The organism is Parapedobacter defluvii (assembly GCF_014642075.1).
Lineage (GTDB): Bacteria > Bacteroidota > Bacteroidia > Sphingobacteriales > Sphingobacteriaceae > Parapedobacter > Parapedobacter defluvii.
Map to the genome: position 1 here is coordinate 73,110 of NZ_BMIK01000007.1, position 15,055 is coordinate 88,164.

The 15,055-nt window shown below is 46.6% G+C and carries 14 protein-coding genes; 3 read left to right on the forward strand and 11 right to left on the reverse strand.

Annotation, left to right across the window (positions count from 1 at the left end; translation table 11 throughout):
- Positions 1-135 precede the first annotated feature (135 nt).
- Genes IEX60_RS11765 through IEX60_RS11775 form a run of 3 tightly spaced genes read left to right on the forward strand, consistent with a single transcriptional unit; the run spans position 136 to position 3,508 of the window.
- On the forward strand, positions 136-1,599 hold the full coding sequence (locus tag IEX60_RS11765; RefSeq protein ID WP_188750823.1) for a circularly permuted type 2 ATP-grasp protein: 1,464 nt from the start codon (positions 136-138) through the stop codon (positions 1,597-1,599).
- Between the two features lie 8 nt (positions 1,600-1,607).
- The gene (locus tag IEX60_RS11770; RefSeq protein WP_188750825.1) at positions 1,608-2,546 is read left to right on the forward strand and encodes an alpha-E domain-containing protein; all 939 of its coding nucleotides are present in this window, start codon (positions 1,608-1,610) and stop codon (positions 2,544-2,546) included.
- A 17-nt stretch (positions 2,547-2,563) separates the two neighbouring features.
- Positions 2,564-3,508 carry a transglutaminase family protein gene (locus IEX60_RS11775; protein ID WP_188750826.1) on the forward strand — a complete coding sequence of 315 codons (945 nt, stop codon included), beginning with the start codon at positions 2,564-2,566 and terminating at the stop codon, positions 3,506-3,508.
- Positions 3,509-3,511: 3 nt separating this feature from the next.
- Here the strand turns inward: IEX60_RS11775 and IEX60_RS11780 are convergent, their stop codons facing one another.
- From IEX60_RS11780 to IEX60_RS11830, 11 genes are all read right to left on the reverse strand, one after another.
- The gene (locus tag IEX60_RS11780; RefSeq protein ID WP_188750828.1) at positions 3,512-4,891 is read right to left on the reverse strand and encodes an NADH-quinone oxidoreductase subunit N; all 1,380 of its coding nucleotides are present in this window, start codon (positions 4,889-4,891) and stop codon (positions 3,512-3,514) included.
- Positions 4,892-4,947: 56 nt separating this feature from the next.
- The gene (locus tag IEX60_RS11785; protein WP_188750830.1) at positions 4,948-6,402 is read right to left on the reverse strand and encodes a complex I subunit 4 family protein; all 1,455 of its coding nucleotides are present in this window, start codon (positions 6,400-6,402) and stop codon (positions 4,948-4,950) included.
- A gap of 24 nt (positions 6,403-6,426) precedes the next feature.
- Positions 6,427-8,346 (reverse strand): NADH-quinone oxidoreductase subunit L, encoded by a 1,920-nt coding sequence (nuoL, locus tag IEX60_RS11790; protein ID WP_188750832.1) that lies wholly within the window; start codon positions 8,344-8,346, stop codon positions 6,427-6,429.
- Positions 8,347-8,393: 47 nt separating this feature from the next.
- Entirely contained in the window at positions 8,394-8,723 is a 330-nt protein-coding gene (nuoK, locus tag IEX60_RS11795; RefSeq protein ID WP_188750834.1) for an NADH-quinone oxidoreductase subunit NuoK, read from the reverse strand.
- The gene (locus IEX60_RS11800) at positions 8,724-9,221 is read right to left on the reverse strand and encodes an NADH-quinone oxidoreductase subunit J family protein (RefSeq protein WP_188750836.1); all 498 of its coding nucleotides are present in this window, start codon (positions 9,219-9,221) and stop codon (positions 8,724-8,726) included.
- Positions 9,221-9,742: a NuoI/complex I 23 kDa subunit family protein gene (locus IEX60_RS11805; RefSeq protein WP_188750838.1), complete on the reverse strand. Its 522-nt coding sequence runs from the start codon at positions 9,740-9,742 to the stop codon at positions 9,221-9,223. Before IEX60_RS11805 ends, IEX60_RS11800 begins: the two co-directional genes overlap by 1 nt.
- A gap of 21 nt (positions 9,743-9,763) precedes the next feature.
- Positions 9,764-10,801 (reverse strand): NADH-quinone oxidoreductase subunit NuoH, encoded by a 1,038-nt coding sequence (nuoH, locus tag IEX60_RS11810; RefSeq protein WP_188750839.1) that lies wholly within the window; start codon positions 10,799-10,801, stop codon positions 9,764-9,766.
- A 15-nt stretch (positions 10,802-10,816) separates the two neighbouring features.
- The gene (locus IEX60_RS11815) at positions 10,817-11,830 is read right to left on the reverse strand and encodes an NADH-quinone oxidoreductase subunit G (protein WP_188750841.1); all 1,014 of its coding nucleotides are present in this window, start codon (positions 11,828-11,830) and stop codon (positions 10,817-10,819) included.
- 81 nt (positions 11,831-11,911) lie between these two features.
- Positions 11,912-13,264 carry an NADH-quinone oxidoreductase subunit NuoF gene (gene nuoF / locus IEX60_RS11820; RefSeq protein ID WP_188750844.1) on the reverse strand — a complete coding sequence of 451 codons (1,353 nt, stop codon included), beginning with the start codon at positions 13,262-13,264 and terminating at the stop codon, positions 11,912-11,914.
- Positions 13,265-13,297: 33 nt separating this feature from the next.
- Entirely contained in the window at positions 13,298-13,825 is a 528-nt protein-coding gene (locus tag IEX60_RS11825; RefSeq protein ID WP_188750846.1) for an NADH-quinone oxidoreductase subunit NuoE family protein, read from the reverse strand.
- The gene (locus IEX60_RS11830; protein WP_188750848.1) at positions 13,818-15,053 is read right to left on the reverse strand and encodes an NADH-quinone oxidoreductase subunit D; all 1,236 of its coding nucleotides are present in this window, start codon (positions 15,051-15,053) and stop codon (positions 13,818-13,820) included. The genes IEX60_RS11825 and IEX60_RS11830 overlap by 8 nt, the downstream gene beginning before the upstream one ends.
- Between the last annotated feature and the right edge of the window lie 2 nt (positions 15,054-15,055).

Sequence of the window (15,055 nt, forward strand, 5' to 3'; positions counted from 1 at the left end):
CAAAAAATTACATGCAAATAATATCGATAAACTTAATAATTTATCATTATATTGATTAATTATATGATTATTTATAGTAAAAATATATTATTTTAGTAAAAAAATACACTTATTAAAATAAAAACATGATATTTAATGACAAATGATCATTTTTTTAAACATTATATATCCAATTCAACCAATTGGGATGAAATGCGCGATTCAAAATCCATCAGAAAGCCCTATTTATCCGTTTTTTCCAACCTACAGCAACTGAATATTGACACATTGATCAGCAAACACAATATTGCGAGTGAATTGTTCATGAATCAGGGCATCACATTCACTGTGTATAATAATGAAGAAGGAATCGAGCGAATATTTCCATTTGATATCATCCCCCGAATCATCACCGGAAGCGAATGGGAGCAAATTGAACGCGGTATTGCCCAACGGCTAAAGGCGTTGAACCTATTTATTAAAGATATTTATAATGAACAACAGGTCATTCATGACGGAATTATCCCCGCAAGTCTCATTGCTACATGTCCGCATTACAAACGTGAAATTTTCGGAATTAAAGTGCCTCATGACATCTACGTCCACATCTCGGGAATCGACCTGATCCGCGGAAACGACGGCAAATTTTACGTATTGGAGGATAACCTCCGGACGCCATCGGGTGTAAGCTATATGTTGGAAAACCGCGAGGTAACCAAACGGATTTTTCCAGACATGTTAGCTGCGAATAACGTTCGGCGGATCAGCAGTTATCCGGTTATCCTACATGAAATATTACTGGAACTGGCTTCTACGCAGATATCCAATCCCCGTGTTGTGTTGCTTACACCCGGGATATACAATTCGGCTTATTACGAACATTCCTTTCTAGCCCGCCAAATGGGCATCGACCTCGCAGAAGGGAGAGACCTAGTCGTTGAAAATCACAAAGTTTACATGAAAACAACGAAGGGATTAGAACAGGTACACGTCATTTACCGACGTATAGACGACGAATACCTAGATCCATTGGTGTTCCTCAAAAACAGCGCAATCGGCGTTCCTGGCCTCATCGGTGCATACCGAAAGGGTAATGTTGCCATCGTCAACGCAGTGGGCAATGGGGTAGCAGACGACAAAGCTGTTTACGCATACGTGCCTGAATTGATCAAGTATTACCTGCACGAAACCCCCATTCTTGAAAACGTGCCGACTTACCAATTGAGTGATCCCGATGCCCGGAAATATGTCATGGAAAACCATCAAAATATGGTCATTAAAAGCACCAACCAATCCGGAGGATACGGGATGGTTATGGGCAATACCATTACGGAAAAGGACTGGTTGAAAGCCAAGGTTATTATTGAAAACAATCCAAGAAATTATATCGCCCAGCCGATCGTCGCTCTTTCCACCGTTCCCTGTTTCATCGATGGCAAAGTTGTGCCCCGTCATGTGGACCTAAGACCTTATGCGTTGTGTGGCCCTAAGGGTATACAGCTTGTACCCGGCGGGCTCACCCGTGTAGCACTCAAAGAAGGGTCGTTGGTAGTTAACTCCTCCCAGGGCGGAGGCAGTAAGGACACATGGGTTATTGACGATCCGGATTATCTAACATAATTATACACATGCTTAGTAGAATAGCTGATTCTCTCTTTTGGTTGAACCGATACATGGAACGTACCCAAAGCATTCTGAGGGTGGTTCATAGTCATTATATCATTTCCTTAGATAACGATACCATCGGAAGCACAACCTGGAAACCCATTTTAGAAATTTTTGCTCAATTGCCCGACGCTGAGATTGCACAAATTGAAAAGTTGCCGGGGGCTGTTTTAAAAAAAATTATTATCGACAACAACAATCCCAATTCGATCAAGACCATTGTGGCAAAGGCAAGGGAGAATGCACGCGGCGTGCAAAATCACATCACCAAGGAACTTTGGGAAGCAGTTAATTCGATGTATCACCTAACCAATAAGTCACAACTCAGTTCAAAACTCTCCGGCCCTGATGCCCTGGAAGCAGTTGACCAATTTATGCGCCAAAGTGTGCTTTACGCCGGTATTGCAGACATCACTATGCAACGAGGTACCGGGTGGGATTTTATGAAGTTAGGCAAATACATCGAGCGTAGCATGGAGACCATTGTGATTACCGATAAGCAGTGTCAACTATTTGGGTACGATCTTCAGCAGGAACGCGATGTTGCGCATTGGCGATTTTTGCTGATGTCCCTGGCCGGATATGAAGTATACTTAAAAACGTACCGGTCATTCAAACATAACAACAGCATCCTGCACCAGATGCTGCTCAATGAAGATTATCCCCATTCTGTTATCTTTTCCCTAACCCGAATCGATCGCTATTTACGCGATGTGACCAAAGAAAACGAAACTCCCGAAAAGCAGGCATTAATCCGTACTTTTGGCCGGTTATACAGCAAGATGAAATACATGGAACCAAAAAGTTTGGAGACTATGGATCTACAAGCCTTCTTCAAGGAGTTGCGCAACGATCTATTAACCGTCCACAATCAGCTGGAAAAAGTATTTTTCTCGTATTAGCAAGTTGAAACCATCCAATGGCAATATTTAAAATCCACCATATAACCAACTATCAGTATGACAGCCCGGTCGTAGACAGTGTCAACGAAATAAAGGTCTTTCCGTATTCCTGCCCCGAACAAGAAGTACTGCAAATGGAACTGAATATATCCTTTTCGCCAGACGTGCAGCTATTCCAGGATTACTGGGGCAACCGATGTGGTTTGTTTTCGTTACTCATTCCCCACAAGACGCTTGCCATCGAAAGCAAAGCTGTTATACGAACTACCCAGTCCAATCAATTAAAAATTGATTTCCACAGTGATTTCCAACAATTGCAGGAGGAAAAACGCAATAACCTATCGTTGATTGAACTATCCTATTTTGAGCCCGTTAAAAACCAGGAAACTATTGATAAAATAGCAATGCAGTTGACGGAAAATACCAACAGCGTGGCAATGCTCGTGGAACAATGCTGCGAATATATTTTTAAACGATTCAAATATGTAAAAGGCATTACAACCATCGAAACCACGGTAGACGAGATATTGGATCACCAATCCGGCGTTTGTCAAGATTTTGCGCACCTCATGTTACAAATATTGCGTACCATCGGTGTTCCGAGCCGTTATGTAAGCGGGTATATCTGTCCCAATAAAAATGGTATGCGCGGAGAAGGTGCCACCCATGCCTGGGTGGAAGCCTATATTCCAGGTTATGGATGGGCAGGCATCGATCCCACAAACAATGTATGGGTAACCAACACACACGTTAAACTTGCCATCGGCCGGGATTTTAATGATTGCAGCCCCGTAAAAGGGACATTCAGAGGGAATGCCGAACAACATTTGTCCGTATATGTATCGGTAGGTTATGAAGACGGTCACGTCTTTGAGGGTACCAACGACGTAAAACAGGAACCGATGTTTCCGTTTTCACATGCGATCGAAGCTTCGGATCACATCAGCACCCAACAGCAGTAATGCTTACACCAAGCCGGTTATCCAAGCCGGATATATCCCCAGTAATAACGTGGCGAGGATAGCCACTACCAATACGGTTTTGTAATATCCGTTCACCACTAGCTGGTCTCGATCAAGCGGTCGGAAATACATCGCCACAATAACGCGGAAATAGTAGAAAATACCTATTGCTGCGTTCAAAACTGCCAAAACGACCAATAAAATCTGGTAATCAGCCAATACCCCTGAAAACATCATAAATTTGCCGATAAAACCAGCCGTGAGCGGAATCCCTGCCAACGACAGCATAGCGACCGTAAGCGCTAAAGAAAGGTATGGGTTCTTCTTAGCGAGGCCATTGAATGCCTCAAAATGATCGCTTCCCGTAGCTCGCTTAACCAAGATGAGGGTACCGAAAGCGACAACAGATGCCAGCGAGTAAGCCGCCGCATATATCAATACCGCTTCTGAGGAAGAGGGACCGACCGCTACGATGGCAAAAAGCATATACCCGGCATGTGAAATGCTCGAATAGGCCAGCATACGTTTAAAACTTGACTGTACAAGCGCTGTGATGTTTCCAATGAACAACGTAACGACCGTCATGACCAGCAATGCTGGCATCCAAAAGTCCTGTAACGGAACGAAGCAGAAATAAAACAACCGAAGAAAGCCGGCAAATGCGGCCGTCTTAACGACCGTAATCATAAACGTCGTAATCAGTATGGGTGCGCCGTCGTAAACATCGGGTGCCCAGAAATGAAAAGGAGCTGCGCCCACCTTAAAAGCCAGCCCTACCAGTAGCAATAAGATGCCACCGTAGAAGAGCGGAGAAACTGCTTGGGGATTGGATACCACGTAATCCTTGATTTCCGCTAGGTCAAAAGATCCGCTTGCACCATACAGCAACGCCACACCAAACAGCAAAAACCCGGTAGAAAATGCCCCCATCAAGAAATACTTCAACGCTGCCTCGTTGGATGCAAAATCTTTCTTCCGGATACCTGCAAGGATATACAGCGCTACCGACATGATTTCTATCCCGATGAACAACATGGCTAGGTTGTGGAAGGACGTCACCAATAATGCTCCGGTCAGGGAGAAAAGAATTAGTGCATAATATTCCGCAATATGTGTGCTTCCTGCATCAAAATAGTTTTTTGACAACAATAAAACCAGTATCGTCAACAACACACACAATACCGAAAACGCAATCGCATAATGGTCAAAAAGCACCATTCCACTGTATAAAGGCACAGCTTGTCCTTCCCATTGGATCACAAACAGCACCAGGGTGCTTACCAATCCCAATAAAGATACCGGCAGCAGTGCATTCCGGGCCTTGAATAATCCCAAATACAGCACCAATATGGCCAATAAAGACAGCGTAATGATTGCACTCATATTTTGTTTATCTTAACTTCCGTCCGGTTTAACAACCGTAGGACTGATTATGCTTACTAGTTATTAATCAAACTTACCTTTCCAATCAACTCCGTAACGGCGGCTTCGGAAATATGCAATAGCGGCTTGGGATATATTCCGATACCGATCACCAACACTGCAATAATTGCCAATACCAACCACTCTGTCCCCCTCACGTCTGCAAAATCCGAAGTCTTTGCATTTGCGTCTCCAAGCATCACTTTCTGATACATCCGTAGTAAATAAACCGCACCCAATATCAACGTAAGCCCTCCGAAAACCGAATACCAAATACCATACTGATATATCCCCATCAACAACAAAAATTCTCCGACGAACCCGTTGGTCAACGGTAATCCTACAGCTCCCATTACAATTACCAAAAATAGGATGGCGAGGGCAGGTGCAGCCTTGGCAATTCCTCCCATGTCGCTCATCTCACGTGTACCCAACCTTCTGGTAACGATATCCAGCACAAAAAACAACCCTACTACGCTGATGCCGTGATTAACCATCTGGATCATTGCTCCCTGCACACCTTGTACATTCCAGGCAAAAATCCCGGCACCAATAAGCCCCACGTGTGCAATCGAAGAATAAGCTACCAAACGCTTTACGTCCTGTTGTTTAAATGCGATGATGGAACCATACACGACACCAATTATACAAAGTACCAGGGCCAGGTGCCCATACGCCGCAAAACCCAGGGGAGCAACCGGAATTAACCAACGGATTAACCCATATACTCCCATTTTAAGCATAATACCTGCCAGCAACATGGTACCAGCGGTTGGCGCCTCCGTATAGGTATCTGGCTGCCAGGTATGGAATGGGAAAATGGGCATCTTGATGGCAAATGCAAGGAAAAACGCCCAAAAAATCCAACGCTGCGTACTCGAATCCAATGCAAGTTGATAAAATGAAGTCAACTCGTAATCACCCGACGGCACCTGAAGGTGTAAGTAGATGATGGCAATCAGCATCAATAAGCTTCCCAAAAACGTGTAGATGAAGAATTTAAGGTTTACACGAATCCGGTTCTCTCCGCCCCACAGGGCACAGATGAAGTAAATCGGTATCAACGCGATCTCCCATCCTACATAAAATGCAAAAGCATCCAGGGCCGTAAAAACCAGTAACAAGCCGGCCTGCATAAATAATACAAGTGCATAAAAGCCGCCTTTATAATCATAGCTGAATGCCGATAGAATAATCAACGGAACCAACCCATTGGTCAGCAATACCAACGGCAAACTAATGCCGTCGATACCGATATGGAAATGGATACCCAAAGCAGGTATCCACGCGAATTGCTGTTCAAATTGGATACTGTCATCGGGCACAAAACCCGATAAAAACGGGATCGTCAGTCCGAGTGACACCAAAGATACCAGCAACGCCAACTGCCGTGCGGCCTTTGCCTGTTTTACAAAAGCGAGCGCGATTGCTCCAAGGACCGGAAGTAATAAAAGTATAAATAGATTGTCCATGTACGCGATATAACTTCGTCTCGATTAACCGTTAAAAACACCGTAGGCCAACAGCGCCACCACCGCAATGACCATCATAAAAATATAGAATCCTACATTGCCACTTTGCAGCAAACGGATTCCCTTGCCCGATTTGCCTGTAGCACTTCCAAGCCCATTGACCACCCCGTCAATTCCTCCCCGGTCTACCTTACGGTAGAAAAATACGGACAGTGCATTCAACGGACGTACGATCAAGGTATCATATAACTCGTCAACATAAAATTTGCGGTATGATAGGCGAGACAAGCCACTGCGGGGTACATCATCCGCAACCGGTACCACTGCTTTTGATACATACTGACGATAGGCTACTACAGCCATCACGATGGCCGCCAACGCAGAAATACCCATCAACACATATTCGGTACTATGTTCCAGATGAGCCTCTCCCACTTTTTCAACGCTTTCTGCAAATACCGGAGCCAGGAAGTTGGCCAGTGCATGTTGCCCGCCCAAAGCAGCCGGTACATTCAGGAAGCCTCCAAGGGCTGCCAATACCGCCAACACCACCAAGGGAACCGTCATCGTTGGAGGCGATTCATGCAGGTGACTCGCCTGCGCAGAAGTTCCCCTGAATTGGCCGAAAAAAGTAAGAAATAGCATCCGGAACATATAAAAGGCCGTAAACAGTGCCCCCATGAAACCAAGCACCCACAGCACCTTGCTGTGTGCAAAGGCATGGGCCAGGATTTCGTCCTTTGAAAAAAAGCCTGAAAGCGGCGGGATACCGGCAATGGCAACGGTACCGATCAGCATGGTCAGGTACGTCACCGGCAGGTGCTTTTTCAGTCCACCCATATTCCGCATATCCTGTTCATCACTCATTGCATGGATGACTGAACCAGCGCCCAGGAACAACAATGCCTTGAAAAATGCATGGGTAATTACATGGAAAAACGCACCGGTAAACGCGCCAACCCCGAGCCCCAGAAACATGTAACCCAATTGAGACACCGTAGAATATGCCAATACCTTCTTGATGTCATTCTGTGTGACAGCAATAGCCGCTGCCAGCAACGCCGTACAGATGCCAATGGCGGCCACTATCTGTAAGGTAATCGGCGACAAGGTAAAGAGGATATTAGAACGGGCAATCATGTAGATACCTGCCGTCACCATGGTTGCCGCGTGGATCAATGCAGACACCGGAGTCGGACCTGCCATTGCATCGGGCAACCACGTAAATAACGGAATCTGCGCGGATTTTCCCGTTGCAGCAACAAACAGCAGGAGCGTAATCAGCAGGAGCGTGGTATCGCCCATAGTCATATTGGCTGCCTGCGGAAATATCCCGGCAAATTCAAACGTACCGAACGTGGCAAATATCGCAAACACCGCAATGAGGAATCCCAAATCACCGATGCGGTTCATCACAAATGCTTTCTTGGCTGCGCTGGCATACGATGAGTTTTTAAACCAAAATCCGATCAGGAGATAGGAGCAAAGGCCCACACCTTCCCAACCGATAAACATCACGATGTAATTGGAACCCAATACCAATAGCAGCATGAAGAAAATGAACAGGTTAAGGTAGGCGAAGAATTTGGCAAACCCCGCATCGTGCTGCATGTATCCGATGGAATACACGTGAATCAGGAAACCGATGCCGGTAACAATAAGCAGCATGGCGGCACTCAATGGGTCTACCAGAAAAGAGAGTGAAACCTGGGCGCTACCCGCACCGATCCAGTCAAAAACCGGCTGCGTAAATGTTGCGCTCTCTCCAGCTTGCCTTAAGGTATAAATGGTGGAAAACACGCCACAGCTCAACAGGAACGAAATTAATACAACGCCGCACCCGACAACACCGACCAATGACTTTGGCAACACATTCCTACCAAGTCCATTGACCAAAAACCCGATCAATGGCAGCAATGGAATCAACCAAATTAAATCTATCATGCTATTTAGTAGTTCAAATCTTCAAATTCAACAATTCCGTCATCACATTAGCCCCGCAGCCGATTCAATGCATTGATATCAACCGATCGTGTATTGCGATAAACCATCACAATAATGGCTAAGCCAACCGCCACTTCCGCCGCAGCCAATGCCATAATGAAAAACACGAACACTTGTCCCGATGGATCACCGCTATGCGCGGAAAAAGCCGTCAATAGCAAATTCACCGAATTAAGCATTAATTCGATAGACATCATGATAATGATGACATTACGGCGAATCAGCACGCCAATGACTCCAATGGTAAAAATTAGACTGCAAAACAGGATATAGTGATTGAGCGGAACACCCTGTATTTCTTGTACGATAGTCTCCATTTACGCGTTTTTTGGATCGTTTTTAGCCAATAATACCGCACCTACCATAGCGGTCAACAATAAAATTGAGGAAATTTCGAATGGAAGTAAAAATTCACTGAACAGCACTTTTCCGAGATTGCCCACCAGGCCAATCTCTGTATTTTCCACGATATCCACACCGGTAGCCTGGAGCACCCGGAAGGAGCCTGCCAACGTTACCAACAAGCACATCCCGGCGATCACTCCCATCACTTTCACCAAATTGGATTTAAGTGGTTCCGTATCCTTGTTCAGGTTAAGCAACATCAGTACGAATAGGAAAAGTACCATGATTGCACCCATGTACACAATGAAATTGACGATCGCAAGAAATTGGGCATTCAACAGAATATAATGTATGGTAAAGGTGAAAAAAGTAATGACCAAGTATAATACGCTGTGTACCGGATTTTTGGCAAAGATGGTCATCAGCGCAAAAAAAATCGACAGAAAGGCTACAAAATAAAAAATACTCATCAGGCTATCGTTTCTTGCTCCTTTTTATAATCAAACCGGGGTTCCACCAATTTGTCTTTGCCATAAATAAAGTCCTTACGCAATTGCTCCGGCGGCACATGTGAGCCATCCAAGAAAATAGCTTCCTTGGGGCAGGCTTCCTCGCAAAGTCCGCAAAATATACAGCGCAACATATTGATTTCATATACCGCTGCATATTTCTCCTCGCGGTAAAGGTGTTCTTCCCCTTTTTGCCGTTCTGCGGAAATCATGGTAATGGCCTCTGCAGGACAGGAGAGTGCACACAGCCCACATGCGGTACACCGTTCGCGTCCTTCCTCGTCACGTTTAAGTGAATGTTGGCCACGGAAGTTCTTAGAATACGGACGCTGCACTTCCGGATACTTATACGTAGCCTTGGGTTGGAAAAAATACTTGATCGTAATGCTGAGCCCCCGGGCAATAGCGGGTAAATACATCCGCTCCCAAAAATTCATGGGCTTTTGCTCCAACACTTTTTTCCGATTACTGAGTGATTGCATAGTCTCTTCCCCCAATCCAAATTAAAAATAGGTGTCTTTTACAATGGTTACGATACCCGTCAACACGATATTAGCCACCGCCAAAGGTATTAAAATCTTCCATCCCAACCGCATCAATTGATCATACCGGAAACGGGGAACTGTCCATCGGATCCACATGAAGAAAAAGATGAAAGCAAGAATTTTCGCAAAGAACACCAACACGCCAATGATGGTAATCCAATTCTGGGATAGCCCCAGGTCATACATAAATGGAAAATTATATCCGCCAAAGTACAAAGCGGCCATCAGCGATGATGACACAAACATATTAATATACTCGGCAAACATATAAAAGGCCAGCTTCATGGAAGAGTATTCCACGTTATACCCCCCTATCAACTCCGTTTCGCACTCTGCGAGGTCAAAAGGCACCCGGTTACATTCGGCAAATGCACAGACGATAAAAATCAGAAAGCCGAGCGGTTGTACCCATATATTCCAGTTGACAAATCCTTCCTGCTGGGCAACGATTTCCTTCAACGAAAGCGTGCCGGTTACCATCAGTAGGGCAATTAGGGAAAGCCCCATGCCAATTTCGTAACTGATACTCTGCGAAGCGGCACGCACGGCTCCCATCAAAGCATATTTGTTGTTCGAAGCCCATCCACCAATCATAATACCGTATACACCCAATGCCACCACGCCAAATATATAAAGGACCCCCACGTTGATATCGGCAACCTGCAAGGTGATCACCCTGTCACCGATGGTCAGCTCCTGCCCCCAGGGTATCACCGCACTACTGATGCACGCGGTAAACATCGCAATGGTGGGGCCGGCGATAAAAAGAGCCTTATGTGCTCCTGCAGGAATGATTTCCTCCTTAAAGAAAAACTTGCCCCCGTCGGCGAGTGGTTGCAGCAGGCCGAAAGGGCCCGCACGATCCGGGCCGAACCGCGCCTGCATAAAGCCAGCCACTTTGCGTTCCACCAGTGTGGAATACATCGCAATAAACAGCGTGATAGCAAATACCGCCACCACCAAAATCGTTTTTTCTAACAATAAAGCTGATTCCATCGCTTCTAAAAATGGCTAAAGCAGTTCCTTAGCACGTTCAAACTGTTCTTTATTCGTTTCCTGCAACAAGAGGTTCTTTTTCACCACCGGAGGCGGGTTCAACTCATCGTAATGATTCAATGAAATGACCGATGTAGGCTTTACGTTACGGGGGCCTTCGATCACCCAATCCGAGGTAGCCTTCTTATCAAACCGGCAGGTGTTGCAGATAAATTCTTCCACTTCACCGTATTCATCTTTCCGGGCAGTTACCCGCAATACTTCCTCACCTTTATACCACAACGTCACTTTGCCACTGCATGTAGGGCAATCGCGATGTGCTTCCACCGGTTTGGTAAACCACACCCGGTTTTTGAAACGGAAGGTCTTGTCTGTCAACGCACCCACGGGACAAACATCAATGACATTCCCCGAAAATTCGTTATCAATCGCGTTCTTGATGTATGTGGATATCTCAGCGGCGTCGCCGCGACCCAATACCCCATGCACCCGCTTCGGGGTAAGCTGATCGGCCACAAATACACACCGGTAGCAGAGGATACAGCGGGTCATGTGCAGCTGCACTTTGTCCCCGATATCGATCTTATCAAACGTCCTCCGTTCAAACTCATACCGCGTACTGGCTAAGCCATGCTGATAACTCAGATCCTGCAAATGGCACTCACCTGCCTGATCGCAGATCGGGCAATCCAACGGGTGGTTGATGAGCAACATTTCCACCACCCCTTTACGCGCCTCCAGCACTTCAGGAGACGTAATGTTCTGTACTTCCATGCCGTCCATTACGGTTGTACGGCACGACGCCACCAGTTTAGGCATAGGACGCGGGTCCTTTTCAGACCCCTTGCTCACTTTCACAAGACAGGTCCGGCACTTTCCTCCACTGCCCTCCAACTTGGAATAATAGCACATAGCTGGGGGCACGATATCGCCACCGATCTGACGGGCGGCATTCAATATGGTTGTTCCCGGCGGCACTTCCACCGGAATCCCATCGATGCTTACCTTAAATTTTACGTCTTCCGCCATCTTTTTTTAGCTATCGGCTGTCAGCTTTCGGCATTCAGCCTTGTTTTCTAACCTCGTACCTCTAACCTCGTACTTCGTACCTCACATCACCGGCTCCAGTGGATCCGCATAGTGTGCCAATCCATAATTCCGTGTCTGTGCTTCCTGACCGTTGGTTACATGCCACTCAAACTCATCCCTGAAATGCCGGATCGCACTGGCCACCGGCCATGCAGCCGCATCGCCAAGCGGACAAATGGTATTCCCTTCGATCTTCTTGGCAACATCCACCAACAGATCGATGTCACTGAATGTGCCATGTCCATGTTCGATTTTATGCAACACTTTTTCCATCCACCCCGTTCCCTCGCGACAGGGAGAACATTGGCCACAGCTTTCGTGATGATAGAAACGGGTAAAATTCCACGTGTTACGTACAATGCATTGATCTTCATCAAAGGCAATAAATCCACCCGATCCCAACATCGTTCCGCTTTGGAACCCGCCATCGGCCAATGATTCATACGTCATTAAACGCGATTCGCCTTTCAGCGTTTTCAGAATCAAATTAGCGGGCAGAATGGGAACCGAAGATCCACCGGCCACCACCGCCTTCAATCGCTTGCCATTCGCAACGCCACCGCAATACTCCTCTGAATAGATAAATTCTTCCACAGGTAATCCCAATTCGATTTCATATACACCGGGCTTATTTAAATTACCTCCTGCAGAAATGAGCTTGGTTCCGGTACTGCGTTCAATACCAATCTTTGCATATTCTTCACCGCCATCGTTAATGATGGGGACCGTGGCTGCTATGGACTCAACGTTGTTAACCACCGTAGGGCAATTATACAGTCCTGACACCGCGGGGAATGGGGGTTTAATTCGCGGATTACCCCGCTTGCCTTCTAGGGATTCCAAAAGCGCCGTTTCTTCACCACAGATATAGGCACCGCCACCGGGCTGTACGTATAACTCCAGGTCATAACCTGTTGCCAGTATATTCTTGCCCAGAAATCCCGCTTGCTTAGCTTCAGCAATTGCCCTTTCCAGGATACGTACTTGGGGCATCATCTCTCCACGTACATAGATATACGAAGTGTTTGCACCCAGCGCATAGCTGGCTACAATCATTCCTTCGATCAGCGCATGGGGAATATGGGTCATCAGGTAGCGGTCTTTGAACGTTCCCGGCTCCGACTCATCGGCATTACACACCAGATAACGCGGTACCCCTTCAGGTTTGGCCAAAAAGCTCCACTTCATTCCCGTGGGAAAACCGGCCCCACCGCGACCCCGGAGACCCGACTTCTTCACTTCTTCCACCACATCATCGGGGCTAAGCGTCTTCAACGCTTTTTCCACCGCCCGGTACCCGCCTTTTTGGCGGTATACGTCAAACGTACGGATTCCCGGAACGTTGATATGTGTCAATAGTAACTTACGAGCCATAACAGTCTGCTATCAGCTGCCGGCTATGGGCTGTTAGCCTATAGCCGCCGCTTTTTCTTTTAATTCATCAATTAATTTGTCTACGCTTTCCTCAGTAAGGTTTTCGTAAAACGTATACTCGGGGCCAATCTGCAATACAGGGCCATAACCGCACGCAGCCAGGCATTCCACTCCCCGCCAGCTGAACAGTCCATCGGGTGTCACCTCCCCTTCTTTTACGCCCAAACGGGTTTCGATATGCTTCATGATCCGTTCAGCTCCTACCAGGCAACACGGGCCGGTGCGGCATACTTCCAACGCATATTTACCGGGAGGCCGCAGGAAAAACATGGTATAAAACGTCGCTACCTCATATACTTCAATGGGTTCAATCCCAAGATACGCAGCTACCCTGTCCATTGCCGGAACACTCAGCCACCCATAGACGGCCTGTACTTCATGCAATATGGGCAATAGCGCCGATTTTTGCCGACCTTCCGGGTAACGCGCCACAATTTCGGCAAACTTGCCGAGCAATTCATCCGTGAATTCCACGGGGTCGTTGTGTTTCACACTAAGCATCCAGTTCTCCTGCTATAACATTTAGACTACTCATATTGATGATGGCATCCGAAAGCAACATCCCACTGCTCATAGGCGCATACATCTGATAGTTTATAAACGAAGGTCTACGGAAATGCAACCGGTAGGGCGACCTACCTCCATCACTGATCAGGTAAAAGCCCAACTCGCCGTTAGCACCTTCCACACAATGATATAATTCCTTTTTAGGTGCGTCTATTTCGCCCATTACAATCTTAAAATGGTAAATCAACGCTTCCATATTATTATACACCTGCTCCTTTGGAGGCAGGTAGAAATCCGGCACATCTGCGTGAAATATGCCTTTGGGCTCTTTTTCAATCTTTGCCAGCGCCTGCTCAATCATTCGCAAACTTTGCCACATCTCACTGTTGCGAACGAGAAAGCGATCGTATACGTCGCCGTTCGTACCTACGGGTACTTCAAAATCAAATTCCTCATAGGAGGAATACGGTTCATTTGCCCTCACGTCATAGTCCACCCCTGTAGCCCTCAAAATAGGACCGCTCCAACTGTAGTTAAGGGCCGTTTCAGGATCAACAGCCGCCACGCCTGCGGTCCGCTCAATAAAGATCCGGTTACGTTCGAGCAACGCTTCAAATTCTTTCAGTACCGCCGGAAATTCTTTTACAAACTGCTTGATTTTCGAAAAAGCCGTTTCGTTGAAATCTCTTTCAAATCCCCCAATCCGGCCAATATTTGTCGTCAGGCGTGCTCCGCAGATTTCCTCAAAAATTTCATAGATAAACTCCCGCTTTACCATCATGGGAATGAACCCTGCAAACGTTCCCGTATCCACGCCCAATATACCATTGCAAATAATATGGTCTGCGATGCGGGACAGTTCCATGATAATCACCCGCATGTACTGTACCCGTTTCGGAAGTTCAATATCCAGCAGCTTCTCGACCGTCATGTGCCACCCCATGTTATTGATGGGTGATGAACAATAGTTGAGCCGGTCGGTCAGTGTGGTGATCTGATAATAAGCACGGTGCTCGGATATCTTCTCAAAAGCGCGGTGAATATACCCAATGGTAGACACACCACTGACGATGCGTTCTCCATCTACCTGCAATACATTTTGGAACACCCCGTGTGTGGCGGGGTGGGTCGGGCCGAGATTGAGGGTAAACAATTCCTCCTGCGGATCGTTGTCCACAAAAACCGGTTTATTGCTCGTAATCTTACTGATTGATTCGCTCATAT

Excerpts from the sequence above, each read along its gene's own strand:
- IEX60_RS11765 (WP_188750823.1), top strand. The coding sequence starts at position 136 with ATGACAAATGATCATTTTTTTAAACATTATATATCCAATTCAACCAAT.
- IEX60_RS11770 (WP_188750825.1), top strand. The coding sequence starts at position 1,608 with ATGCTTAGTAGAATAGCTGATTCTCTCTTTTGGTTGAACCGATACATG.
- IEX60_RS11775 (WP_188750826.1), top strand. The coding sequence starts at position 2,564 with ATGGCAATATTTAAAATCCACCATATAACCAACTATCAGTATGACAGC.
- IEX60_RS11780 (WP_188750828.1), bottom strand. The coding sequence starts at position 4,891 with ATGAGTGCAATCATTACGCTGTCTTTATTGGCCATATTGGTGCTGTAT.
- IEX60_RS11785 (WP_188750830.1), bottom strand. The coding sequence starts at position 6,402 with ATGGACAATCTATTTATACTTTTATTACTTCCGGTCCTTGGAGCAATC.
- nuoL (WP_188750832.1), bottom strand. The coding sequence starts at position 8,346 with ATGATAGATTTAATTTGGTTGATTCCATTGCTGCCATTGATCGGGTTT.
- nuoK (WP_188750834.1), bottom strand. The coding sequence starts at position 8,723 with ATGGAGACTATCGTACAAGAAATACAGGGTGTTCCGCTCAATCACTAT.
- IEX60_RS11800 (WP_188750836.1), bottom strand. The coding sequence starts at position 9,221 with ATGAGTATTTTTTATTTTGTAGCCTTTCTGTCGATTTTTTTTGCGCTG.
- IEX60_RS11805 (WP_188750838.1), bottom strand. The coding sequence starts at position 9,742 with ATGCAATCACTCAGTAATCGGAAAAAAGTGTTGGAGCAAAAGCCCATG.
- nuoH (WP_188750839.1), bottom strand. The coding sequence starts at position 10,801 with ATGGAATCAGCTTTATTGTTAGAAAAAACGATTTTGGTGGTGGCGGTA.
- IEX60_RS11815 (WP_188750841.1), bottom strand. The coding sequence starts at position 11,830 with ATGGCGGAAGACGTAAAATTTAAGGTAAGCATCGATGGGATTCCGGTG.
- nuoF (WP_188750844.1), bottom strand. The coding sequence starts at position 13,264 with ATGGCTCGTAAGTTACTATTGACACATATCAACGTTCCGGGAATCCGT.
- IEX60_RS11825 (WP_188750846.1), bottom strand. The coding sequence starts at position 13,825 with ATGCTTAGTGTGAAACACAACGACCCCGTGGAATTCACGGATGAATTG.
- IEX60_RS11830 (WP_188750848.1), bottom strand. The coding sequence starts at position 15,053 with ATGAGCGAATCAATCAGTAAGATTACGAGCAATAAACCGGTTTTTGTG.